This window comes from Pseudomonas mandelii (genome assembly GCF_002251635.1).
In the GTDB taxonomy this organism is placed as follows: domain Bacteria; phylum Pseudomonadota; class Gammaproteobacteria; order Pseudomonadales; family Pseudomonadaceae; genus Aquipseudomonas; species Aquipseudomonas mandelii_B.
The window spans coordinates 25,953-48,845 of sequence record NZ_NMOJ01000014.1 but is presented as its reverse complement, the minus strand read 5'-3'; the positions used below and the strand labels follow the sequence as shown (position 1 = coordinate 48,845).

The following is a 22,893-nucleotide window of genomic DNA, read 5'->3' as shown; positions in this document are numbered from 1 at the left end:
CCTGTGGGAGCGAGCTTGCTCGCGATAGCAATCGAACAAACGACGCTGAATGATCAGAACGACCGGACTATCCGCCCCAACGTCTCCATCGCCTTCTCCGAATCCTCGGTCCACGGGCTGCCGTAATTCAACCGGATACAATTCCTGAACCGCTGCGTCGGCGAAAAGATAGGCCCCGGCGCGATGCTGATGCCTTGCGCCAATGCCATCTGAAACAACTTCAGAGAATCCATTTGCGGCGGCAATTCCAGCCACAGGAAGTAGCCGCCGGCGGGTTGGCTGACGCGTGTCTGCGCCGGGAAGTAGCGGGCGATTGCTGCCAGCATGGCGCTTTGCTGTTCTTCCAGGGCGTAGCGCAATTTGCGCAAGTGCCGGTCATAGCCACCGTGTTGCAGGTAGTCGGCAATGGCCGCCTGGGCTGGCATCGACGGGCATAACGAGGTCATNAGNTTCAAGCGCTCGANCTTCTGCGCAAAGCGCCCGGCGGCGACCCAGCCTACGCGGTAGCCTGGGGCCAAACTTTTGGCGAAGGAACCGCAATGCATCACCAGCCCCTCGGTGTCGAAGGCTTTCGCCGGTTTTGGCGCCTGTTGACCGTAATAGAGCTCGGCGTAGACATCGTCCTCGATCAGCGGCACCTGGTGGCTGCGCAACAGCTCGACCAGCTCCTGCTTCTTCGCCTCGGGCATGGTCGCGCCCATCGGGTTCTGAAAACTGGTCATGCACCAGCAGGCTTTGATCGGGTGGCGCTCCAGGGTTTGCGCGAGCACCCCCAGGTCGATACCGTCGCGCGGGTGCACCGGGATTTCCACCGCCTTGAGCTTCAGGCGCTCCAGCACTTGCAGGCAGGCATAAAACGCCGGTGCTTCAATGGCCACCAGGTCGCCCGGTTCCGTCACCGCCTGCAGGCACAAGTTCAGCGCCTCCAGGGCGCCGTTAGTGATCAGCAGCTCCTCCATGGGCAGCATCAGGCCGCCGACCATATAGCGCAGGGCAATCTGTCGCCGCAATTGGGGGTTGCCCGGCGACATGTCAGTGACCACCAGGCGCGGGTCCATCTCACGGCTGGCGCTGGCCAGGGAACGGGCCAGGCGTGGCAGCGGGAACAGCATCGGGCTGGGGAAGGCCGAGCCGAAAGGTACGGTNNTCGGGTCCTTGATCGAGTCGAGGACCGAGAACACCAGTTCGCTGACGTCGACTTCGGTGGATTCATTGACCTGGCTGCTGATCACCGGCTCCGAGAACGGGCTCGGTGCGTGCGCGTTGACGAAGTAGCCGGAACGCGGCCGGGCGCGGATCAGGCCACGGCGCTCCAGCAGGTAGTAGGCCTGGAACACCGTGGACGGGCTGACGCCGTAGGTCTGGCTGGCATAGCGCACCGACGGCACCCGCTGGCCGGGCCCGAGGACGCCGGAGCGGATCAGTTCTGCGATGTCGTCGGCGAATTTTTCGTAGCGTTTCATCGAGTGCCTGGATTGGTGTCATTCAGAGAAATCGAGGTGACTTCTTCGCGGGCAAGCCTCGCTCCCACAGTCAACACCGTACCGTAGGAGCGAGGCTTGCCCGCGAATAGCGCACCGCAGTCTAAGGGATCAACGGTTCATCGGCGCAACAAACCGGCTTTTGGCCACGCTGTAGATGTCAGGCTCGTCGCTGTCGGCAATCTTGAAACTGATCGTCTGCGAGCTGCTGCTCGGCCGTTCGGTGGTCATGGCCACCGACACCGGTACATCGACAATTTCACCCGGGGCCAGGCTCAGCTCGGTCTTGCCTTGCAGCACGAAGCCTTCGCCGTCCACCAGCTCCAGACGATAGTCCTGGCGCTGCTGGGTCTTGTTGATGACCTTGAGGCTGTAGATGTTCTCGATCAAGCCCTGGCTGTTTTCGCGGAACATGCCTCGGTCTTTGGTGACGTCCAGCGACACCATCGGCCGTTCGATCAGGGCGAGGGCGAGGGCGCCGATCATCACCAGCAGCACCGCCGTGTAACCGATCAGCCGTGGCCGCAGCAGGTGAGTCTTGCCACCTTGCAGTTGGTGTTCGGAGGTATAACTCACCAGGCCACGGGCGTAGCCCATCTTATCCATGATCGAATCGCAGGCGTCGATGCACGCCGCGCAGCCGATGCACTCCATTTGCAGGCCGTCACGGATATCGATACCGGTGGGACACACTTGCACACACAGCTGGCAGTCGATGCAATCGCCCAGGCCGACGTCGGCTGGCCAGGCCTCGCGCTTGCGTGGCCCGCGCTGTTCGCCGCGTGCCGTGTCGTAGGAAATGGTCAGGGTGTCCTTGTCGAACATCACGCTTTGGAACCGCGCATACGGGCACATGTGCATGCACACCGCTTCGCGCAGCCAGCCGGCATTGAGGTAAGTGGCGGCGGTGAAAAACAGCACCCAGAACAGACTCACGCCGCCCATTTGCCAGGTCAGCAGCTCTGTGGCCAAGGGCCGGATGGGGGTGAAATAGCCGACAAAGGTCAACCCTGTCAGTACGCTGATGGCCAGCCATAGCGTGTGCTTGGCTGAGCGCCGGATCAGCTTGTTCAAGCCCCATGGCGCGGCTTGCAGCTTGATCCGCTGGTTGCGTTCGCCTTCGGTGATCTTCTCGCACCACATGAAGATCCAGGTAAACGAGCTTTGCGGGCAGGTGTAGCCGCACCACACGCGACCGGCAAACACGGTTATCGCAAACAGGCCGAAAGCGCAGATGATCAGCAGCGCCGACAGCAGGATGAAATCCTGGGGCCAGAAAGTGGCGCCGAAGATGTGGAATTTGCTTTCAGNAAGGTCCCAGAGCACCGCCTGACGGTCGCCCCAGTTCAGCCACACGGTGCCGAAGAACAGCAAAAACAATAGGCCCGCGCCGCTCATNCGCAAGGTACGGAACAGGCCGGTGAAGCTGCGGGTGTGGATCAGGTTGTCGCTGGACTTGGCCTTTATCTTTGGGCGCAAAGGCTCGGTTTTTATAAATGAGGCAGGTTCTATGGTTCGGACGGGGATTCTTTCGCTCATGGTCTTTCGCTCATCAGCCTCCATCAGGCATGAGCACTATGACCAGCGATCTGTTTGCATAACAGACTCAGGTATTGCAATAAAAAGCGGATCAGATGGGCTTTGATCCGCTACCTGCGACAACTTGATGCACCCCGTCACAGCGAGGCGCAAGCGCCTATATCAGGCGCTTGCGAGGCTTGTTGATCCGGGTCAGTCAAATCACCGAATCACTGTCGGTGGCCTTCAAATGCTTACGACCGTCCACTGCGCCTGCTACGGTCAATGCGTCGGCTTCTGCTTCGGTGATGTAGACGCGCTGGCCGTTGAGCTCAACCGCCGACATGGCTTTTTCCGAGTCGGTGATGATCGTGACATCGGGGCACAGGCGAATTTCTTCGCCGTTCTCGGTGAGGAAAAAGCAGGTCTGGTTTTCGATGCGCACAGTCATGGAGGTGTCCTTTTTTTAGCGGGTTCTAAACTGTTAGGGCGCATCCGACGGACATCGTTCTGTGCAACTGATTAATGGTCGGCGCGGTCCATCCTCCCATAACAATCAATCACAAGGATTGCACCATGAACGCCTGGTGGCATGAGGTTTGGGTAACGCTGCAAGCAGAGTTCGCCGACATCGGCGATGCGTCGCAACTGACGCGTATAACCGTGAGATTGCTGATCGCAGCCATATTGGGCGGCATTCTCGGATTCGAGCGTGAGCAAAAGGGCAAGGCCGCCGGGGTGCGCACACANATGCTGGTGGCAATGGGGGCCGCATTATTTGTGTTGGTGCCGCAGATGTCCGGTAGCCAGGCGGATGCCATGAGCCGGGTGCTGCANGGGGTGATCGCCGGGATCGGCTTCCTGGGTGCTGGCACCATCCTGAAAAACCAGGAAGGCGATGAAGGCCACGTCAAAGGCCTGACCACCGCTGCCGGGTTATGGATGACTGCCGCCATCGGCGTCTCGGCCGGGTTGGGCCGCGAGGCGACGGCGGTGTTCAGTACGCTGCTGGCGTTGGCGATTTTCAGCGTGATGCCGAAGATCGTGAAAATGCTCGACCGGGATAAGGACGAGCAGGAACGGCCCTGACGGAGGAGGTGCTCGCGANTGACGATCACCGGCGGCATGGTGTTCGGTGGGTCTTCCCGAGGCGGTGGTGTGGTGCCGGGCGGCTCTTGCTCGGGCACCGGCTCCGGTTCGGTTGGCGGAATGGTCGGGTGGTCGATGTTCGGATCGGGCGTCTCGGCCGGGATTGGAATACTCATCGTTGAAGCCTCCAGTGGCACATGGCGTAAGTCGTGCTTAAGTGAGTTGACCGTCGCGCAAGGGATTTGATTCCCCAGCAAATGGGCGTGAACTTTTCCCCGCGCTTGTCGCTCGGAACCTAAGTGAGTTCATTTCGGGACCGAAGGGTTTCGTGTGAACGACGACCAGACACAAGAGCGTCCATGGGGCGTTAAGGAGAGATGCTCGATGACTGCTGAAAAACCGACAGAGCTGAACTACAACCCTCATATGCCGCTGTCGCAGGCGTTATTGCTGCCGCGCATCGCCATTGAAAACGTCATGCCCACCCTGGATGGCGGGCAGTTCGCGGCCAAGGCTGTGGTGGGTCAGGACGTGGTGGTGATTAGTAAAGTGTTCGCCGACGGCCACGACAAACTGGCGGTGCGTATACGCTGGCGAGCCGAAGGCGACGAGGCCTGGCAGAGCGAGGTCATGAACGAGCTCGGCAATAACGGCTGGCAAGGCCAGTTCCGCGTTAAGGATCAGGGCCGCTACGTCTTCTGTATCGAAGCCTGGATCGATCAATACGGCAGCTTTCTCTATGAAATCGAGAAAAAACACATGGCTGGCGTACCCATCAGCCTGGAGTTGCAGGAAGGGCGAAACCAGGTGAAACAGGCCTCCGAACGCTCGGAAGGGCCGCTGAGCGAAGATCTGGCGGCGTTGCACCATGAACTGTCCGGTCTGCTCGAAGCCGAGCAGGTCGCGCTGTTTCTGCACCAACGTAGTGCTGACCTGATAGCCCAGGCCGATCACCGCGCTTATTTGAGCCTCAGCCCCGAGTTTGCGCTGGACGTTGAGCGCGAGCTCGCCCAGTTCGCCAGTTGGTATGAGTTGTTTCCGCGCTCGATCACCGACGATCCAGCCCGCCATGGCACGTTCAACGACGTGCACTCGCGGTTGGCGATGATTCAGGACATGGGTTTTGACGTGCTGTACTTTCCGCCGATCCACCCGATCGGTCGCAGCTTCCGCAAAGGCCCGAACAATTCATTGAGCGCCGGCCCCGATGATCCGGGCAGCCCGTATGCCATCGGCAGCGAAGAGGGCGGGCACGAGGCAATTCACTCCGAACTCGGCACCCGCGAAGATTTCCGTCGACTGGTGGCCGCCGCCGCAGATCACGGACTGGAAATCGCGCTCGATTTTGCCATCCAGTGTTCCCAGGACCACCCGTGGCTCAAAGAACATCCGGGCTGGTTCAACTGGCGTCCGGACGGCACGATCAAATACGCGGAAAACCCGCCGAAAAAGTATCAGGACATCGTCAACGTCGACTTCTATGCCAGTGATGCGATTCCGAGCCTTTGGGTCGAACTGCGGGACATTGTGGTCGGTTGGGTGCAAGAGGGCGTGAAGANNTTTCGCGTCGACAACCCCCACACCAAGCCGCTGCCGTTCTGGCAATGGTTGATCAGCGACGTGCGCGCCAAGCACCCTGACGTGATCTTCCTGGCCGAGGCATTCACCACGCCGGCGATGATGGCGCGCTTGGGCAAGGTCGGTTACTCCCAGAGCTACACCTACTTCACCTGGCGCAATACCAAAACGGAACTGGCGACCTATTTCACCGAGCTCAACGAGTCGCCGTGGCGCGAATGCTACCGGCCGAATTTCTTCGTTAATACGCCGGACATCAACCCTGCGTTTCTTCATGAGTCTGGACGCGCCGGTTTCCTGATCCGCGCCGCGCTGGCAACCATGGGCTCCGGTCTGTGGGGCATGTATTCGGGCTTCGAACTCTGTGAAGCCGCGCCGGTACCGGGCAAGGAAGAGTATCTGGATTCAGAGAAATACGAGATCCGCCCACGGGACTACACGGCGCCCGGAAATATCATTGCCGAAATTGCACAGCTCAACCGTATTCGCCGGCAGAACCCCGCGTTGCAGACCCACTTGGGCCTGAAGCTGTACAACGCGTGGAACGACAACATCCTGTACTTCGGCAAGCGCAGTGACGACGGCAGCAACTTCATTCTGGTGGCCGTCAGCGTCGATCCGCATAACGTCCAGGAAGCGAATTTCGAATTGCCGTTGTGGGAAATGGGTTTGCCGGATGATGCGAGCACCCAAGGCGAAGACTTGATGAGCGGGCACCGATGGACGTGGCATGGCAAGTACCAATTCATGCGGATCGACCCGGCGCATCAACCGTTCGGCATCTGGCGGATCTCTACTTCCTGAAGACACCCAGTTTTCCTGCGGGATGAACTCTTGCTCCCGCTGGGGCGCGTAGCGGCCCTATTTCCTTCAGGTTCATCTGATTTACAGGTTCGCGACTGCTTCGCAGCCGAGCGGGATCAAGCTCCCTCGCCACAGGTAGGCGTCCGGCTCAGGGCTGCACTGAATTCAACAGGAGTTTCAAATGGCGAAGAAACCCAAGGCTGCCACCTTTATCAAAGACCCGCTCTGGTACAAGGACGCGGTGATCTATCAGGTTCACGTCAAATCCTATTTCGACTCCAATAACGACGGTATCGGCGACTTTCCCGGCCTGATTGCCAAACTCGATTACATCGCCGACCTCGGCGTGAACACCATTTGGCTCTTGCCGTTTTACCCCTCGCCACGCCGCGATGATGGCTACGACATTGCCGAGTACCGTGGCGTGCATAGCGACTACGGCACCATGGCCGACGCCAAACGCTTTATCAGCGAGGCGCACAAACGTGGGCTGCGGGTTATCACCGAACTGGTGATCAACCACACCTCCGACCAGCATCCCTGGTTCCAGCGGGCGCGCAAGGCCAAGCCGGGTTCGGCCGCGCGGGACTTCTATGTGTGGTCGGATGACGATCAGAAATACGATGGCACGCGCATCATTTTCCTCGACACCGAAAAGTCCAACTGGACCTGGGACCCCGTGGCCGGCCAGTACTTCTGGCACCGTTTCTATTCTCATCAGCCGGACCTCAACTTCGACAACCCGCAAGTCATGAAAGCCGTGCTGTCGGTGATGCGTTACTGGCTGGACATGGGCATCGACGGCCTGCGTCTGGACGCCATTCCGTACCTGATCGAACGCGATGGCACCAACAACGAAAACCTGCCGGAAACCCACGACGTCCTCAAGCAGATCCGCGCCGAGATCGACGCTCACTACCCCGACCGCATGCTGCTCGCCGAAGCCAACCAATGGCCGGAAGACACGCAGTTGTATTTTGGTGACAAAAAAGGCGATGACGGCGACGAGTGCCATATGGCTTTTCACTTCCCGCTGATGCCGCGCATGTACATGGCGCTGGCCCAGGAAGATCGCTTCCCCATCACCGATATTCTGCGCCAGACCCCGGAGATTCCCGCCAATTGCCAGTGGGCGATCTTCCTGCGCAACCACGATGAACTGACCCTGGAAATGGTCACCGACAAAGAGCGCGACTACCTGTGGAACTACTACGCCGCTGATCGCCGCGCGCGCATCAACCTCGGCATTCGCCGGCGCCTGGCGCCGCTGATGGAGCGCGATCGCCGCCGCATTGAACTGCTCAACAGCCTGCTGCTGTCCATGCCCGGCACGCCGACGTTGTATTACGGCGATGAAATCGGCATGGGCGATAACATTTACCTGGGCGACCGCGACGGCGTGCGCACGCCGATGCAATGGTCCATCGACCGTAACGGCGGTTTCTCCCGCGCCGATCCGGCCAGCCTGGTGCTGCCACCGATCATGGACCCGCAGTACGGCTACCTGTCGGTTAACGTCGAAACCCAGGCCCAGGACCCGCATTCGCTGCTGAACTGGACGCGCCGCATGTTGGCGGTGCGCAAACAGTCCAAGGCCTTTGGCCGGGGCAGGCTGAAAATGCTCTCGCCGAGCAACCGCCGCATTCTGGCGTATACCCGCGAATACACCGGGGCAGACGGGCGTAATGAGCTCATCCTGTGCGTGGCCAACGTGTCACGCAGTGCCCAGGCGGCGGAGCTGGATTTGTCAGCCTTTGCGGGCATGGTGCCGGTGGAGATGCTGGGCGGTAACGCGTTTCCGCCCATTGGCCAGCTGAATTTCCTCCTGACGCTCGCGCCTTACGGCTTTTATTGGTTCGGACTCGCTGCGGAGAATCAAATGCCGAGCTGGCATGTAGAGCCGGCCCAGAGCATCCCGGACTTCACCACCCTGGTGTTGAAACAACGCATGGAAGAGTTGCTCGAAGCGCCGTCCCGCGGCACGCTGGAGCAGGGCATCCTGCCGAACTGGCTGCAAAACCGCCGCTGGTTCGCCGGCAAGGACGCGGCCATCGAGAAGGTCAACCTGGCCTATGGCGTGCGCTTCGGTGATGCGCTGCACCCGGTGCTGCTGAGTGAAATCGAAGTCACCAGCGGTGGCCAGACCAGCCGTTACCAGTTGCCGTTCGGGTTCATTGCCGATGATCAAGTCGGGCCGGCGTTGCCGCAGCAACTGGCACTGTCTCGTGTACGACGTGGCCCTCAAGTGGGGTTGATCACCGATGCGTTCAGCCTGGAAAACTTTATCCGCGCGGTGTTGCATGGCATGCAGGAAAACACCGTGTTGCCTTCGGACGGCGGCGAGATTCGTTTCGAGCCGACCGCCGAGCTGGCCAGGTTGGGCCTGACGGCCGAATCCGAAGTGCGCTACCTGTCCGCCGAGCAGTCCAACAGTTCGGTGGTGATCGGCAGCAGCCTGGTGCTGAAGCTGATCCGCAAGGTCGCCTCGGGTGTGCACCCGGAGCTGGAAATGAGCGCTTACCTGACCAATGCCGGGTTCAGCAACATCTCGCCGCTGCTGGGGTCGGTGGTTCGCCGCGACGCCAAGGGCGAGGACAATCTGCTGATGATCGCCCAAGGCTATCTGAGCAACCAGGGCGATGCCTGGGGCTGGACCCAGAACAACCTCGAACGCGCGATTCGCGATGAACTGGCGGACGCCATGTCCGAGCAGGAGCAGCACTACAACGCCCTCGGTGAACTGAAAGACTTCGCCGGCATGCTCGGTCAACGGCTGGGTGAAATGCACCGAGTGCTGGCGGCCCCGACCGATGACCCGGACTTCGCCCCACAGGTCACCACGCAAAAAGAGGCCCTGGCTTCGGCCAAGGACGTCGCGGCGCAATTGGAGCACTCGCTGAAGTTGCTCAAACAGCATCAAGGCGAACTGAACCCGGCGGACAAAGCGCTGGTCACTCGTTTACTGGACAACAAAAAAGCCATCCTCAGTCATGTCCAGGACCTGGGCAAAAAAGCCGTCGGTGGTTTGCGCATTCGCGTCCATGGCGACTTGCACCTGGGTCAGGTGCTGGTGATCAAGGGCGACGCTTACTTGATCGACTTCGAAGGCGAGCCGGCACGGCCGCTCAGCGAGCGACGCGGCAAGCACAGCCCGTACAAAGATGTCAGCGGCGTGTTGCGCTCCTTCGATTACGCCGCGGCGATGGCGATCAACGTGCAAAACGTCGACAACACCGCCGAAGCCCGAGCGGCACGGCAACGGGTCGCTGATCGCTATTTGAATGAAGCAAAACAAGCATTTGTCGACGCTTATCGGCTGGCGGCAGCTAGTCTTGCTCATGCGTGGCAAGATCCGGAAGGCGAGGACGCCGCGTTGGCGTTGTTCGGGCTGGAGAAGGCGGCGTATGAGGTGGCCTATGAGGCTGAAAATCGCCCCACGTGGCTGCCGGTGCCATTGCACGGTTTGTATGGATTATTGAGTGGGCTTAAACCCTTTTCCGATCTTGGTGGAGAGTAGTTATGAGTTTCTCGAACAAGGAACAGGGTCACGCTAAAGAAGCGCTGCTGCCCAGATCGCGGGATATCGACGCGCTGGTACGCGCCGAACATCACGACCCTTTTGCAATTCTCGGCCCCCACGGCGATGACGCCGGCGGGCAATTCATTCGGGCTTATCTGCCAGACGCGCTGAGCGTGCAGGTACTGGCCAGGGACTCCGGGGAAGAACTCGGCAACCTTGAGGCCACCCAGACGCCTGGCCTGTTTGTCGGGCACTTCGATCGGGCGCAGCCGTATCTGCTGCGCACCCGCTGGGCCGGTGGCGAGCAAGTGTCCGAAGACCCCTACAGCTTTGGCCCGTTACTCGGCGAGATGGACTTGTACCTGTTTGCCGAAGGCAATCACCGCGACCTCAGTGCCTGCCTCGGCGCGCAACTGAAGACGGTGGACGGGGTCGACGGCGTGCGTTTCGCCGTGTGGGCGCCGAATGCCAAACGGGTGTCGGTGGTCGGCGACTTCAACAACTGGGACGGTCGTCGGCACCCGATGCGTCTGCGCCATCCCACCGGGGTCTGGGAAGTGTTTATCCCGCGTTTGCAGGCGGGGGAAACCTACAAATACGAAATCCTCGGCGCCCACGGCATTCTGCCGCTCAAGGCTGACCCGATGGCCCTGGCCACCTCGCTGCCGCCCGATACCGCGTCAAAAGTCGCGGCACCCTTGAGCATCGATTGGCAGGATCAGGCGTGGATGCAATCCCGTGCCGACCGTCACCTGCCGAGTGCGCCGCTGTCGATCTACGAACTGCACGCTGGCTCGTGGCAATGCGAACTGGACGATCTGGGTGAAGTGGCGCGCCAGTACACCTGGCACGAACTGGGTGAGCGGCTGATTCCTTACGTGAAGGAGCTGGGCTTCACCCATGTTGAACTGATGCCGATCATGGAACACCCGTTCGGCGGCTCATGGGGCTACCAGGCGTTGTCGCAGTTCGCACCGAGTGCACGCTTTGGTTCGCCGGAAGACTTCGCGGCCTTCGTCAACGCCTGCCACCAGGCGGACATCGGCGTGATCCTCGACTGGGTGCCGGCGCATTTTCCGACCGATACCCACGGTCTGGCGCAATTCGATGGCACCGCGCTGTACGAATACGGCAATCCGCAAGAAGGCTTCCATCAGGACTGGGACACGCTGATCTACAACCTGGGCCGCACCGAAGTGCACGGCTACATGCTCGCTTCGGCATTGCACTGGCTCAAGCATTTCCACGTCGATGGCCTGCGGGTCGATGCCGTGGCGTCGATGCTCTATCGCGACTATTCGCGCAAGGCCGGCGAGTGGGTGCCCAATCGCTATGGCGGACGTGAGAACCTCGAAGCCATCGACTTCCTGCGCCATTTGAACGATGTGGTCGCGCTGGAAGCACCGGGTGCGTTGGTGATTGCCGAAGAATCCACGGCGTGGCCGGGTGTCAGCCAGAGCACCCAGCAAGGTGGCCTGGGCTTCAACTACAAGTGGAACATGGGCTGGATGCACGACTCGCTGCATTACATCCAGCAAGACCCGGTGTATCGCGCTCATCATCACAATGAACTGAGTTTCGGCCTGGTCTATGCCTGGTCCGAGCGTTTTATCCTGCCGATCTCTCACGATGAAGTGGTGCACGGCAAACACTCGTTGATCGACAAGATGCCCGGTGACCGCTGGCAGAAGTTCGCCAACCTGCGGGCCTACCTGAGCTTCATGTGGATGCACCCCGGCAAAAAACTGCTGTTCATGGGGTGCGAATTCGGCCAGTGGCGCGAGTGGAACCACGATCAGCAACTGGACTGGTACCTGCTGCAGTATCCCGAGCACAGGGGCGTGCAGAAGCTGGTCGGCGACCTTAACCGCCTTTACCGCGAAGAGCCGGCGATGCATGACCAGGACGACGCGCCGCAGGGCTTCCAGTGGTTGATCGGCGACGATGCGATCAACAGCGTTTATGCGTTCCTGCGCTGGAGCAAGGAAGGGCGGCCGGTGCTGGTGGTGGCGAACTTCACGCCGGTGCCTCGTGAGGCCTATTCCGTGGGTGTGCCGTTTGCCGGGCGCTGGNGCGAGGTGATCAACAGCGATGCGGCGATGTATGCCGGGTCCAACTATGGCAACAGCGGCGGAGCTTTTACCGAGGAAGAGCCGAGCCATGGGCAGGCGCTTTCGCTGGTGTTGAATCTGCCACCGCTGGCGGTGTTGATCCTCAGTCCTGAGGGTTGATCTAGAACCGCGCTGCTCCCATCGCGAGCAAGCTCGCTCCCACATTGGATCTGTGTCGTAAACAAAACCAATGTGGGAGCGAGCTTGCTCGCGATGGCNTGTGGGAGCGAGCTTGCTCGCGATGGCGTCAGCTCAAACAATACATTTCTTGAAATTAACCCTCACCACCGCATCCGCACCCCAAGACTCCCGATCAACCCGTTCAAATCATTGTCATCCACATCACTGCTGTAATCGGCGCTGACGTAAAGACTCACCGCAGGCGTCACTCTCGCCACCAGCCCCAACCCCACTTCGACCGTCGATGAATTGCGACTGCTGCTGATCTTCTCGACCTGATCGAGGTTCACGGTATTGCCGGTGTACACGGTGTGCCACAAGTTGGTCCGCACATAGGGTTCGACACCCAGCCCGTTGATGTCGTAACTCCCTTTCAACCGTGCACCGACCCGGCCGCTCCAGGACGTCAGGTCACTGGACGACGCATTGCCTGAGCCGGCATAAGGCGTATCCAGCGTAATGCGCTGATTGATCAACTGCGCTTGCGGTTCGACCACCCAGTTCTCGCTCACGCCAATCGGAAAACCACCTTCTACCGACAACGTTACCGCGCTGCCTTCGGTCGCCATCCGCGCGCCCTGGTCGTTACGGCTGTAGCCGTTGACCCGGCCGCCACTGGCCGACAAATCCACGTGCCAGCCTTGTGGCCCGGTCAGGCTCCAGTAGGCGCCGAGGCTCTGGCCTTGCAGGTTGAGGGTGTCGTTTGCCGGGTCGGCGAGTGCGCGACTGGTCAACAGGCCGTTGCTGTTGCCTTGTAACTGCGTCATCCCGCCGATCAGGCCGACCCGCTGGGTATGGCCGCTACCGCTCTGCAGGGTCAGGATCGCCGGGCCTTTGAATTCGGTGCTGCCAGGGCTGGAAAAACCCTGGGTCATGACATCGGTCTGTGCTTGTCGCGATGCCTGCCCGTACAGCTGGTCCCAGGCCGAAGGCGCGGCATCTTCGATGGTCAGGCGAGAACTTCGTGTATCGGAGGCGGCGCTGAAATGGCCGGGGTAGGGGGCGGTGATGTTTATCGTGGGCAAGGTCATTGCCGGAACATCCTGGCGATACCAGGGGGCGGTTTCATCCTCTGCGGGCCCGGCTTGCACCTCCATGGACGAACACAGCAGCAGAGAACTCGAGACAGTGCAAAAGGTGATTTTGATCTCTTGTTGGGTGAATGAAGTTTTCATGGGGGTCTACCTTGCAATCGCATGCCGTATCTCGCTCTGGCGTCTCTCCTACCCCGAATGAGGGGCGACCGAATGGATTGAGGCAAGCCGCTGGCCGCCCGATTTCGCGGGTGTCTGGAGGTTTGCCCCTGGTGGAATTTCCGGGGGTAGTAACGTGAAGCTAAGAAGACCCTTGACAGGGCGTCAAGAAAATGGCCGATAAGTGGTATGAGAATTTTAGGTCTCACAAGTGACTGATTTTCGGCGTACATCTAAGTTCTTGTTTGTTCGAAACATCGTCAAAAAGCTCGCGATTTAGAGCCTTCTCACTCATTCGCTACAGATGCACTTCAACCGCCAACGGCAACTGCTTGCCCGACGATGTCCATGTCTCGATTCTGTCAGTAATGCTGCGCTGAAATGAACGCAAGGGAATCGCTGTCCTCACACCGGTTTGTCTATCTGGCGAACAGGACTGGCCGCAACTAGGCTGAACATTCAGCCACAAGGTTTCGGGCGGCAGCCCGGCGCAGGGACAGGAGCAAAATCGATGAAAACCCAACCCAGTGTTTTCTGCCTGATGTTTACCCTGCTCCTTGCCCCAGGGGCTCGCGCCGAAGAGGCACCGGCGGCGGACGCCACCCCGATCATCAATCCGCAGGTGGTCGATAAGCTGATTGATATGGGCAACTACCTGCGCAGCCTGTCGAAGTTTCAGGTAGATGCCGAAGTGACCCTGGATACCGTCCTGGAGACCGGGCAGAAGATCAAGTCCGAGGCTTCCACTACCCTGAAAGTGCTGGGGCATGACCGTATGTATGCCCGGACAGAAGGCGATGTCCGAACGCGAGAGTTCTTCTATAACGGCAAGAAACTGACCCAGTACTCACCGTACCTCAAGTACTACACCACGGTGGATGCTCCGCCCAAGGTGTCCGAAACCCTGCACATGATCGAAAACCATTACGGGATCCAGATCCCCATGGAAGACCTGTTTCTGTTTGGCAGCGATCAGGCCCAGATCGATGCACTCAAGGAAGCCCTGTACGTGGGACCGTCGACGATCAAGGGCCAACTCTGTGATCACTTGGCCTTTCGGCAGGAGGGCGTCGACTGGCAATTGTGGATCACACGGTCCGAGAAGCCACTGCCGTGCAAACTGGTGATTACCACCACCGATGAGCAAAGCTTTCCGGAATACAGCGCGGTGTATCACTGGAACCTGAAGCCTGGCCTCCAGGAGTCGATGTTCACCTTCAAACCGGCCAAGGGTGATGTGGCGATTGCGCTGAAGAAAGCCGCTGATCAGGGAGGGGAATGACATGAACCGGTCGATGTCGTGGAGCCTGTTTGTATCGCTAGCCACTGCCGCAGTGCTGACTGTCGGCCTGATCGCCGAAGCGGATGCCCGGCCACGGGGTCAGGGGCAGGCAAGGGCGTCAGTCAACCGTGCGCCAGCCCCCAATGCCCAGCGGGCGCAGCGGATCAATACCCCGCCGCGCGCGAGCAACGTCAATGCGGGCAATCGGGTGAACTCAGGCAACCGGGTCAATGCCGGGAACACTGTCGGCAACCGTACCAACATCAACAACAGCACTCGTAACGTCAACATCAACAACAATCGCGACGTCGACATTGATGTCGATGGGCATGGCCGCTATGGCTACGACGATCACTATCATCCGATCGCCACGGCGGCGGCGGTGACCGCGACGGTCGCGGTGACAGCAGCGGTGGTTGGCTCGATCCTGACGCCGGCACAAATGCCCACCAGTTGCGTGCAGGTCATGCAATACAACACGGTGTACATGCAGTGCGGTTCGACCTGGCATCTAAGTTCTTGTTTGTTCGAAACATCGTCAAAAAGCTCGCGATTTAGAGCCTTCTCACTCATTCGCTACAGATGCACTTCAACCGCCAACGGCAAGTGATCCGACAGGTGCGTCCAGGGTTTATTGCCGAGAATTCGCGGGTTGTGGCTGCTGGCGTTGCGCAGGTAGATCCGGTCCAGGCGCAGCAGAGGAAAACGCGCCGGGTAGGTCTTCGCCGGCCGGCCATTGTGGCGTTCGAAGGCTTCGTGCAGGTAATCGCGCCGGGCCAAGGCGGCGTTGCCTTGCAACTGCCAGTCGTTGAAGTCGCCGGCAATGATCACCGGCGCATCGTCGGGCAGGGATTCAAGCAGTAGGCAGAGCAGTTGGAGCTGCAACTGGCGATGGCTTTCCAGCAAACTCAAGTGCACGCAGATCGCATGGACTTCAGCGTGCCCTGGCACGTCCAGTACGCAGTGCAGCAACCCACGTCGCTCGGGGCCGGTGATCGAGACGTCGAGGTTGCGGTGTTCGCGAATCGGGTATTTCGACAGCAGCGCGTTGCCGTGATGGCCATTGGGATAGACGGCGTTGCGACCGTAGGCGAAATCGCTCCACATGCTATCGGCCAGGAACTCGTATTGCGAGGTTCGCGGCCAGTCGTTGTATCGGGAAGAATGCCGATCGTGCTCGCCGACCACTTCCTGGAGGAATACAAGATCGGCCGATGTACTGCGCACCGCTTCACGCAGCTCCGGGAGGATGAAACGCCGGTTGAGGGCGGTAAACCCTTTGTGGGTGTTGACCGTCAGCACCCTCAATCGATGAATCGCCGGGGGCGAGTCCAAGGGCATTGATTCAACGGCTCGCTGCTCGGAATCGCTGGTCACGTTTACTCCTCTGAATCTGGGCTGCTTATGCATGCGACTGATGCAGCGGCGGGCAGTTCAGAGTGATTGGTCGCCAGCAGTCTTCACACGAAAATGTAGCCGCTGCCCTGTNNCCGTGCAGACCGGGTTTATGACTGCTGCGCAGCCGAACGCAGCCTCGCAGGCTCGACAGCTGCTACAGAGCATTTAGGGTCAGACAAAGACAACTTCATAGGACAAACGCATGCGCTCCAGAATCACCCGGGGCAGCAGTGGCGCGATGCCGATGGCCGGTTCGCCGTCGAGCTGGCTGGCGTAGGCGTGGGTGGCGTGGCTTTTGCGTGCGACGGTCCAGGTGTCGAGGCGTATTTTGCGCGCACGATGCCAGGGGAACAGTCCTTGATCACGGGTCGGCCAGTGCCAGGCCCAGACCGGCAGCTCGTTGAGCGTCGCACCGATCATGCTCGCCGCATTGGCGCTGGCGCGGCCGACGGCGTCATGATCCGAGGTGCCGTCCTCGCGCCAGGTGCTGAACACCACGTCGCCGGGGCGCAAATAACGGGCGATGAATTGAGTCAGTTGCGTTTCACGCTTGGCCAGGGCGTTGTCGGTAAAGCCGCCGCGAATCCACTTCAGGCTGTGCATCGGCAAACCGAGCCGGCGCAAGGCTTCGACGCTTTCCTGGCCGCGAAACACACTCAGGCGCTTCTCTGACCATTGTTGCGAGCCCGGATGGCTGGCGCTGCCATCGGTGATCGAGATCAATTGCAGGGGATGACCCAAGGAGGAAAGGAGCTGGAGCAAGCCTCCACACATGACCACTTCATCGCCAGGATGCGGTGCGATCACCACGGCACGTGCGCCAGTGGGGACCAGGGTCTCGGTGTTGATGACGGGGATGTTGTCCAATTGCAGGGCGCTGTTCCAGACCTGTCCCGGCAAGCTGCTTTCGATGAGGGAAACGGGTTTCATCGGGCTACGTCCTTGTTCTGTTTGAGAGCAATGTGCAGCGCTCCATACCCTGGATTGCCGCGAGCAGAGTATTGCTCAAGTCACGCTATTCGTCGCGTGGTGCTGTCATCTGATCCGGTTTTTTTAACCAGCCTGTGCCAGGCCTCGTAAATAATCGCCGAAACCACCGCGTGCGCGGCTGTCCAGTCGAGCACTGGTCAGCACTTGCGGGCGATGGCTCCAGGCAATGTTTGCGCCACAGCGTTCGAGTTGCCGCACCAATTGCACATCTTCGTTACAGGCCAGTGGTTCGAAACCGCCGGCGCGCTGATAGGCGTCAGCGCTGATGCCCAGATTGGCCCCATGGATGTGCCGATGACCTTCGCGGGCCTGATAGTGCTGGTGATAGCGAATCTGAGCCGACTCATCGAACGACTCGTGCCACGCCTCCACCGTGACCGTGCCGCACACCGCATCGACGTCGAGGGCCAGTTGCGCCACCAGCCAATCCTGCGCCACACGGCTGTCGGCATCGGAACAGGAAATCCAGCGCGCCCCGCGCTCCAGCAGAAACCGTGCGCCTGCGGCGCGAGCCTGACCGACATTACGCGCCTCGATCGCCAGACTATGCACCGGATAAGCACCGACGATCTCCGAGGACCGGTCGGTACAACTGTCGAGCACCACCAGCACCTCGACGGCTTCACCGCCCAGCCGTTCGTGTTGCGCGGCGAGCAGGGCCGCTTCAAGGCAGTCTTCGAGCAAGTCTTCTTCGTTATGCGCGGGGATCAGAATGCCAATCATCGCAAACCCTCCAGAGCCGCCACGGAGCGTGGTTCACGACTCCAGAGTTCCAGTAGAAAATCCGCTTCCTGATGCAGGACCAGGCGCGGTAAATGCAAATGTTCGTGGAGCAAGTCATGGACCTGGCGGGCATTCAACGGACAGCCGTCGATGGGTGGCCGCCAGTGGCAAGCCAGCAGTTGGCCGTCGGCGGTCAGCGATTGTGCAGCCTGTGCGATCAAGCGTTTCAGGTCATCGGCGTCGAGGTAGTAGCCGATCTCGCTGAGCACGATCAGGTCGAATTTTTCCTCCGGCCAATCGCCAGGCAAGCGACTGTGGTGGACTTCGGCGTGGTCGAACGGGCCGAGTCGGGTGCGGGCGAGCGTTACGGCGGCGGCAGCGGTGTCGCAACACAGCAGACGATTGCAGCGGCTGGCCAAGTCAAAGCTCAGCTCGCCATTGGCGCAGCCGGGTTCGAAGATCGCGCGGTAGTGTGGGCGGGGCAGTGCGGCGAGGGTGATTGCGCGTTTGCGTTGTTCATACCAGCGCTGACGGAACGACCAGGGATCATCGTTCCCGGCAAACAACCCATCGAAATAGCGATCGTCGACGCTCATACAAACACCACTTCGAACGGTTGCAACAGTCTCTCCAGCACATAGGGCGCCAGCACGGGCGGCAAGCCGGCTTGCGGGTCACCCTCCAACTGGCTGGCAAAGGCGTGGATCGCGTGGCGTTTGCGCGCGACCAGGTGCGGGGCGAGGAGGATTTTCCGCGCCCGGTGCCACGGCACGAAACTGTCTTCAGGTGCTGCCCAGTGCCAGGTCCATACGGGCAATTCATAGACGGTTGCACCGGCGCGCTTTGCCGCTGTGGCGCTGGCCCGGCCCACGGCTTCGTGGTCGCAGTGGCCGTCCTCGCGCCATGTGGTGAATACCACATCGTTGGGGTGCAAGTGACGTTCGATGAATTCGCTCAATTCGCTTTCTCGATCAGCCACCAGGCTGTCCTTGAATCCGCCGCGCAGCCATTTCAGACTGTGCAGCGGCACGCCAAGACGCCGCAAAGCTTCGACCGATTCCTGAGGCCGGACCGCGCTCAGGCGTTCCACCGGCCAGCGCTCGGAGCCAGGATGGCTGGCGCTGCCATCGGTGACCGAGATCAGTTGCAAGGGCCGACCGGCGGCGGCGAGCAATTGCAGGAAACCGCCGCAGCCCAGCACTTCGTCATCCGGGTGCGGCGCGATGATCACTGCGCGGGCACCTTCCGGCACCAGGCTCAGGATGTCGATCACCGGTAACTGCGCCAGGTGGCTGGAGGTCTGCCACCGATGAAGCGGCGTGCCCTGGCCGACGATAGGGTTGGTTTTCATAACGTCCATGTTCCGGTAATGACGGTTTGGCCGAGGGCGGCGAGGTCCCGTTCGGCGTGGCTTTGGCGCAGGAACACCGGCAGGTCGGCGATCAATCGGGCGAACTGCCGATCCCTACAATAGGGAACGGCCCCCAAGGCGTGGCCGACATGCAGCATGACCTGTTCAGCGGTGTGTTCCACCACCGCCCGGGTGCGCCGGGCCAGCAGTTCGGCGTCGTCCAGCGGCGCGGCGTCGATCATCAGCGCGCTGACCCGCAACACCTCGGCAGCGGCATGCAGCGCGCTGTCGACGGCGCCGAGGTGGGCGAGGGCATGGGGTTCTTCACGGAGGGCGCAGTGAGTGCGCAGGCGTTCGGCGATGCTCTGTGCCGCGCCGTACCAGCAAGCGGCAATGCCGATGCCGCCCTGCCAGAAACCGGGCCGATCCAGGTAATCGCCGCGGTAGCCGATGGCTTGTCCTTCGGCGCCTTCGAACAGCACTTCGACACTGCCAGTGGCGCCCATGCCGACGGCTTGCCAGCCCTCATCGGTAAGGGTCACGCCGGGTTGATCCAGCGCCACCGCAACCAGTTGCTGGCAGTCCTGATGATCCCAGGCCGTGAGCAACGCATGACTCAACACCGCCGCACCCGAGCACCAGGCCTTGCGTCCGTTCAGCACCACCATCTGACCCTGCGGACGGACGCGCACCCGCGCCTGTGGCGGTTCAGCGGCCCACATGCCCCACGTGCTGCCCGGCGTTGGCGAGCCACCGAGTTGCTGGATGATCGCCAGCGCATCGGTATGGCCTTCGTACAATTTGCACAACCCCAGGTCATGCCCACCGACTGCGGCCAACCGCTGGAAGCGCTCCAGCGTCTGGCCGCCGCCCGGCAGCGGAAGTTGATCGAGTCCAGCCTCCACCAGCGCCCGCAGGCACCGGCCTAACGCCTGAGTATCGGCGTAGTCCGGTGGCTGGCGATCGAGAAAGGCTTGAAGGTCCATTTCACTCTTCTTCCTCATGCTGCAATTCGAACAGCAGCAGCGAACGGCCGGTGACGGAATACTCGTGACCGAACTCGAAGCGTTCCTGCCCGCGAATTGACGGTTGATTGGTGTCGACCATGCACGTCCAGTGATAGCCGTCCGGCACTTCCGGCAAGGTGAAGTTGACGATGTCGTGGTGCGCGTTGACCACCAGCAACAAGGTCGCGTCACCGCCCTTGCGACGGATACCGGTTTCCTGGGCGCGGCCGTCCATCAACATGCCGAGGCAGCGGCCGTGGGCTTCTTCCCACTGCTCGGTGGACATTTCGCTGCCATCCGGGGCGAGCCAGGTCACGTCCTTGACGCCGATGTCCTCGTTGTAATTGCCCACCAGGAAGCGTCCGCGACGCAGGATCGGATAGGCCAGACGCAACTTGATCAGGCGTTTGACAAACTTGAGCAGCGCCTTGCCGTCGTCGTCCAGGTCCCAGTTGACCCAACCGATCTCGCTGTCCTGGCAATAGGCATTGTTGTTGCCGTGCTGGGTGCGTGCGAATTCGTCCCCGGCCACCAGCATCGGCGTGCCTTGGGACAGCAGCAGNGTGGCGAAGAAATTACGCATCTGCCGCTGACGCAATTCATTGATCTCGGGGTCGTCGGTGGGGCCTTCGACGCCATGGTTCCAGGACAGGTTGTTGTTGCTGCCGTCCTGGTTGTCTTCGTCGTTGGCTTCGTTGTGTTTGTCGTTGTACGACACCAGGTCGTGCAGGGTGAAACCGTCGTGGGCGGTGATGAAGTTCACCGAGCTGTAAGGCCGGCGCCCGCGATGGTTGAACATTTCCCCGGAGGCGGTCATGCGCCCGGCGAAGTCCGCCAACTGGCCGTCATCGCCTTTCCAGAAGGCGCGCACGGTGTCGCGGAAGCGGTCGTTCCATTCCACCCAGCCCGGCGGGAAGTTACCCACTTGATAGCCACCGGGGCCGCAGTCCCATGGCTCGGCGATCATTTTCAGCTGGCGCAGCACCGGGTCCTGGCGGCAGGCCACGAGGAAGCTGTGGCGCTCGTCGAAGCCGTCCCGATAGCGGCCGAGAATCGTCGCCAGGTCAAAGCGGAAACCGTCGACGTGCATCTCGGTGGCCCAGTAACGCAGGGAGTCGGTGACCATCTGCAATACGCACGGGTGGCTTAAGTCCAGGGTGTTGCCGGTGCCGGAATCGTTGATGTAGTAGCGCTTGTCATCGGGCATCAAGCGGTAATACGAAGCGTTGTCGATGCCGCGCATCGACAGGGTCGGACCACGTTCGTTGCCCTCGGCGGTGTGGTTGTAGACCACGTCGAGGATCACTTCCAGCTTGGCTTCGTGCAGGTGCGCGACCATTTCCTTGAACTCGGCGATTTTGCCGCTGGCCAGGTAGCGCGGGTCCGGTGCGAAGAAGGCGATGCTGTTGTAGCCCCAATAGTTGGTCATGCCTTTTTGCAGCAGGTGCTGGTCATTGACGAAGGCGTGGATCGGCAGCAACTCCACCGACGACACCCCGAGCTTGCGAATGTGTTCCAGCACGTCATCGACCATCAACCCGGCGAAGGTGCCACGCACGNCCTCGCCTACCGAAGGGTGGCGCATGCTGATGCCGCGCAAGTGTGTTTCATAGATGATCGTGCGGTCCCACGGCACGCGCACCGGCTGGTCATTGCCCCAGGTGTGCGCCGGGTCGATGACCTTGCACTTGGGCACGAAGGGCGCGCTGTCGCGTTCGTCGAAACTGAGGTCGTCATCCGGGTGGCCGATGGTGTAGCCGAACAGGGCCTCGGACCATTTGAGTTCGCCCACCAGCTGTTTGGCATAGGGGTCGATCAGCAATTTGTTGTGGTTGAAGCGGTGACCATTGGCCGGGTCGTACGCACCGTACACGCGGTAGCCGTAAATCAGCCCGGGGTGGGCGTCGGGCAAGTAACCATGGNAGATCTCGTCGGTGTATTCCGGCAGCTCGATGCGTTCGAGTTCGACCTCGCCGGCATCGTCGAAGATGCACAGTTCGACCTTGGTGGCGTTGGCGGAAAACAAGGCAAAGTTGACCCCCAGACCATCCCAGGTCGCACCCAGCGGGAAGGGCAAGCCTTCACGGATTCGCGAGGCCTCGACGTGAGGTTCTGGCGCGGCTTTCTTTGGACTGGACATAGATGCTCCTGCAAAAAGGGGATTCTTTGTAGGAGCGAGGCTGACCGCGAAGGCGGTGTTTCAGTCACAGTTGAATCGACTGACATGCCGCCTTCGCGGGCAAGCCTCGCTCCTACAGGTTTTTCGTGGGCGAGTGAGCACACGGTGGCCAGGGGGCTGGCCACGAGGTCAATCAGGACGCGATAGTGAAGCGTCAGACAGCAGGCGGTTTGCGCGCTGCTTTAGGCTTCTTCTCGGCAGCTTTTTCGCCTGGCGGAATCACCTTCGAGGCCGCAGCAGGCTTGGCCTTGGCTTTCGGCTCGGGGACCTTGCCATTAGCGGCTTTAGCCGCCGCAGGTTTGGCAGCCGTTTTACTGCCAGCAGCCTTGGGCGATTTTTTGGGGGCGAGGGCTTCGGCTTCAGCGAGCTTGCGCGCCATCTCCCAGTGCCGGGCTTCCTGGCCTTCGGGTTTGCCTTCCGATTCCCAGATTTGATAGGCAAATTCGCGAACGCGTTTATCGTCGGTACTCATCGCAATACTCCTGAACT

General features: G+C 60.7%; 18 protein-coding genes. 6 read left to right on the top strand and 12 right to left on the bottom strand.

Going from position 1 to position 22,893, the window contains the following annotated elements:
• Positions 1-53 precede the first annotated feature (53 nt).
• The 3 genes from mapR to B7L09_RS02610 all read right to left on the bottom strand — a co-directional run bounded on the left by mapR (position 54) and on the right by B7L09_RS02610 (position 3,450).
• On the bottom strand, positions 54-1,463 hold the full coding sequence (gene mapR, locus B7L09_RS02620) for a GntR family transcriptional regulator MpaR (protein WP_094467600.1): 1,410 nt from the start codon (positions 1,461-1,463) through the stop codon (positions 54-56).
• Positions 1,464-1,592: 129 nt separating this feature from the next.
• The gene (gene ccoG / locus B7L09_RS02615) at positions 1,593-3,020 is read right to left on the bottom strand and encodes a cytochrome c oxidase accessory protein CcoG (protein ID WP_094467599.1); all 1,428 of its coding nucleotides are present in this window, start codon (positions 3,018-3,020) and stop codon (positions 1,593-1,595) included.
• Between the two features lie 196 nt (positions 3,021-3,216).
• On the bottom strand, positions 3,217-3,450 hold the full coding sequence (locus tag B7L09_RS02610) for a DUF3203 family protein (RefSeq protein ID WP_094467598.1): 234 nt from the start codon (positions 3,448-3,450) through the stop codon (positions 3,217-3,219).
• 125 nt (positions 3,451-3,575) lie between these two features.
• On the opposite strand from B7L09_RS02610, the gene B7L09_RS02605 reads away from it, so the two are divergent.
• From B7L09_RS02605 to glgB, 4 genes are all read left to right on the top strand, one after another.
• Positions 3,576-4,088 carry an MgtC/SapB family protein gene (locus B7L09_RS02605; protein ID WP_094467597.1) on the top strand — a complete coding sequence of 171 codons (513 nt, stop codon included), beginning with the start codon at positions 3,576-3,578 and terminating at the stop codon, positions 4,086-4,088.
• Between the two features lie 384 nt (positions 4,089-4,472).
• On the top strand, positions 4,473-6,470 hold the full coding sequence (locus B7L09_RS02600) for an alpha-1,4-glucan--maltose-1-phosphate maltosyltransferase (protein WP_094467596.1): 1,998 nt from the start codon (positions 4,473-4,475) through the stop codon (positions 6,468-6,470).
• 181 nt (positions 6,471-6,651) lie between these two features.
• Complete coding sequence (gene treS, locus B7L09_RS02595) at positions 6,652-9,987, top strand: maltose alpha-D-glucosyltransferase (RefSeq protein WP_094467595.1); 3,336 nt, start codon at positions 6,652-6,654, stop codon at positions 9,985-9,987.
• A gap of 2 nt (positions 9,988-9,989) precedes the next feature.
• Positions 9,990-12,221 carry a 1,4-alpha-glucan branching protein GlgB gene (gene glgB, locus B7L09_RS02590; RefSeq protein ID WP_094467594.1) on the top strand — a complete coding sequence of 744 codons (2,232 nt, stop codon included), beginning with the start codon at positions 9,990-9,992 and terminating at the stop codon, positions 12,219-12,221.
• A 161-nt stretch (positions 12,222-12,382) separates the two neighbouring features.
• Here glgB and B7L09_RS02585 read toward each other — a convergent pair whose 3' ends face one another.
• The gene (locus B7L09_RS02585; RefSeq protein ID WP_094467593.1) at positions 12,383-13,456 is read right to left on the bottom strand and encodes an autotransporter domain-containing protein; all 1,074 of its coding nucleotides are present in this window, start codon (positions 13,454-13,456) and stop codon (positions 12,383-12,385) included.
• Between the two features lie 529 nt (positions 13,457-13,985).
• On the opposite strand from B7L09_RS02585, the gene B7L09_RS02580 reads away from it, so the two are divergent.
• Together B7L09_RS02580 and B7L09_RS02575 are read left to right on the top strand one after the other, a co-directional pair.
• The gene (locus B7L09_RS02580) at positions 13,986-14,756 is read left to right on the top strand and encodes a DUF2092 domain-containing protein (RefSeq protein WP_010459933.1); all 771 of its coding nucleotides are present in this window, start codon (positions 13,986-13,988) and stop codon (positions 14,754-14,756) included.
• 13 nt (positions 14,757-14,769) lie between these two features.
• Positions 14,770-15,366, top strand: a complete 597-nt coding sequence (locus tag B7L09_RS02575; RefSeq protein ID WP_255141645.1) for a hypothetical protein — start codon at positions 14,770-14,772, stop codon at positions 15,364-15,366.
• Here B7L09_RS02575 and B7L09_RS02570 read toward each other — a convergent pair.
• The 8 genes from B7L09_RS02570 to B7L09_RS02535 all read right to left on the bottom strand — a co-directional run bounded on the left by B7L09_RS02570 (position 15,333) and on the right by B7L09_RS02535 (position 22,876).
• The gene (locus B7L09_RS02570; protein WP_374039756.1) at positions 15,333-16,097 is read right to left on the bottom strand and encodes an endonuclease/exonuclease/phosphatase family protein; all 765 of its coding nucleotides are present in this window, start codon (positions 16,095-16,097) and stop codon (positions 15,333-15,335) included. The genes B7L09_RS02575 and B7L09_RS02570 overlap by 34 nt on opposite strands.
• 228 nt (positions 16,098-16,325) lie before the next feature.
• The gene (locus B7L09_RS02565) at positions 16,326-17,084 is read right to left on the bottom strand and encodes a PIG-L deacetylase family protein (RefSeq protein ID WP_094467591.1); all 759 of its coding nucleotides are present in this window, start codon (positions 17,082-17,084) and stop codon (positions 16,326-16,328) included.
• 123 nt (positions 17,085-17,207) lie between these two features.
• Positions 17,208-17,867 carry a glycosyltransferase family 2 protein gene (locus tag B7L09_RS02560; protein ID WP_094467590.1) on the bottom strand — a complete coding sequence of 220 codons (660 nt, stop codon included), beginning with the start codon at positions 17,865-17,867 and terminating at the stop codon, positions 17,208-17,210.
• The gene (locus tag B7L09_RS02555; protein WP_094467589.1) at positions 17,864-18,463 is read right to left on the bottom strand and encodes an SAM-dependent methyltransferase; all 600 of its coding nucleotides are present in this window, start codon (positions 18,461-18,463) and stop codon (positions 17,864-17,866) included. The genes B7L09_RS02560 and B7L09_RS02555 overlap by 4 nt, the downstream gene beginning before the upstream one ends.
• On the bottom strand, positions 18,460-19,218 hold the full coding sequence (locus tag B7L09_RS02550) for a PIG-L deacetylase family protein (protein WP_094467588.1): 759 nt from the start codon (positions 19,216-19,218) through the stop codon (positions 18,460-18,462). Before B7L09_RS02550 ends, B7L09_RS02555 begins: the two co-directional genes overlap by 4 nt.
• Positions 19,215-20,204 (bottom strand): acyl-CoA dehydrogenase family protein, encoded by a 990-nt coding sequence (locus B7L09_RS02545; RefSeq protein ID WP_094467587.1) that lies wholly within the window; start codon positions 20,202-20,204, stop codon positions 19,215-19,217. The genes B7L09_RS02550 and B7L09_RS02545 overlap by 4 nt, the downstream gene beginning before the upstream one ends.
• Before the next feature lies 1 nt (position 20,205).
• The gene (glgX, locus tag B7L09_RS02540; protein ID WP_094467586.1) at positions 20,206-22,365 is read right to left on the bottom strand and encodes a glycogen debranching protein GlgX; all 2,160 of its coding nucleotides are present in this window, start codon (positions 22,363-22,365) and stop codon (positions 20,206-20,208) included.
• A 193-nt stretch (positions 22,366-22,558) separates the two neighbouring features.
• Positions 22,559-22,876, bottom strand: a complete 318-nt coding sequence (locus tag B7L09_RS02535) for a DUF2934 domain-containing protein (RefSeq protein ID WP_094467585.1) — start codon at positions 22,874-22,876, stop codon at positions 22,559-22,561.
• Positions 22,877-22,893: the final 17 nt, after the last annotated feature.

Bases quoted from the DNA above. Each gene is read 5' to 3' on its own strand.
- B7L09_RS02580 (WP_010459933.1), top strand. From the start codon at position 13,986: ATGAAAACCCAACCCAGTGTTTTCTGCCTGATGTTTACCCTGCTCCTT.
- B7L09_RS02545 (WP_094467587.1), bottom strand. From the start codon at position 20,204: ATGGACCTTCAAGCCTTTCTCGATCGCCAGCCACCGGACTACGCCGAT.
- B7L09_RS02550 (WP_094467588.1), bottom strand. From the start codon at position 19,218: ATGAAAACCAACCCTATCGTCGGCCAGGGCACGCCGCTTCATCGGTGG.
- treS (WP_094467595.1), top strand. From the start codon at position 6,652: ATGGCGAAGAAACCCAAGGCTGCCACCTTTATCAAAGACCCGCTCTGG.
- B7L09_RS02575 (WP_255141645.1), top strand. From the start codon at position 14,770: ATGTCGTGGAGCCTGTTTGTATCGCTAGCCACTGCCGCAGTGCTGACT.
- B7L09_RS02535 (WP_094467585.1), bottom strand. From the start codon at position 22,876: ATGAGTACCGACGATAAACGCGTTCGCGAATTTGCCTATCAAATCTGG.
- B7L09_RS02560 (WP_094467590.1), bottom strand. From the start codon at position 17,867: ATGATTGGCATTCTGATCCCCGCGCATAACGAAGAAGACTTGCTCGAA.
- B7L09_RS02565 (WP_094467591.1), bottom strand. From the start codon at position 17,084: ATGAAACCCGTTTCCCTCATCGAAAGCAGCTTGCCGGGACAGGTCTGG.
- B7L09_RS02585 (WP_094467593.1), bottom strand. From the start codon at position 13,456: ATGAAAACTTCATTCACCCAACAAGAGATCAAAATCACCTTTTGCACT.
- B7L09_RS02570 (WP_374039756.1), bottom strand. From the start codon at position 16,097: ATGCCCTTGGACTCGCCCCCGGCGATTCATCGATTGAGGGTGCTGACG.
- B7L09_RS02610 (WP_094467598.1), bottom strand. From the start codon at position 3,450: ATGACTGTGCGCATCGAAAACCAGACCTGCTTTTTCCTCACCGAGAAC.
- B7L09_RS02555 (WP_094467589.1), bottom strand. From the start codon at position 18,463: ATGAGCGTCGACGATCGCTATTTCGATGGGTTGTTTGCCGGGAACGAT.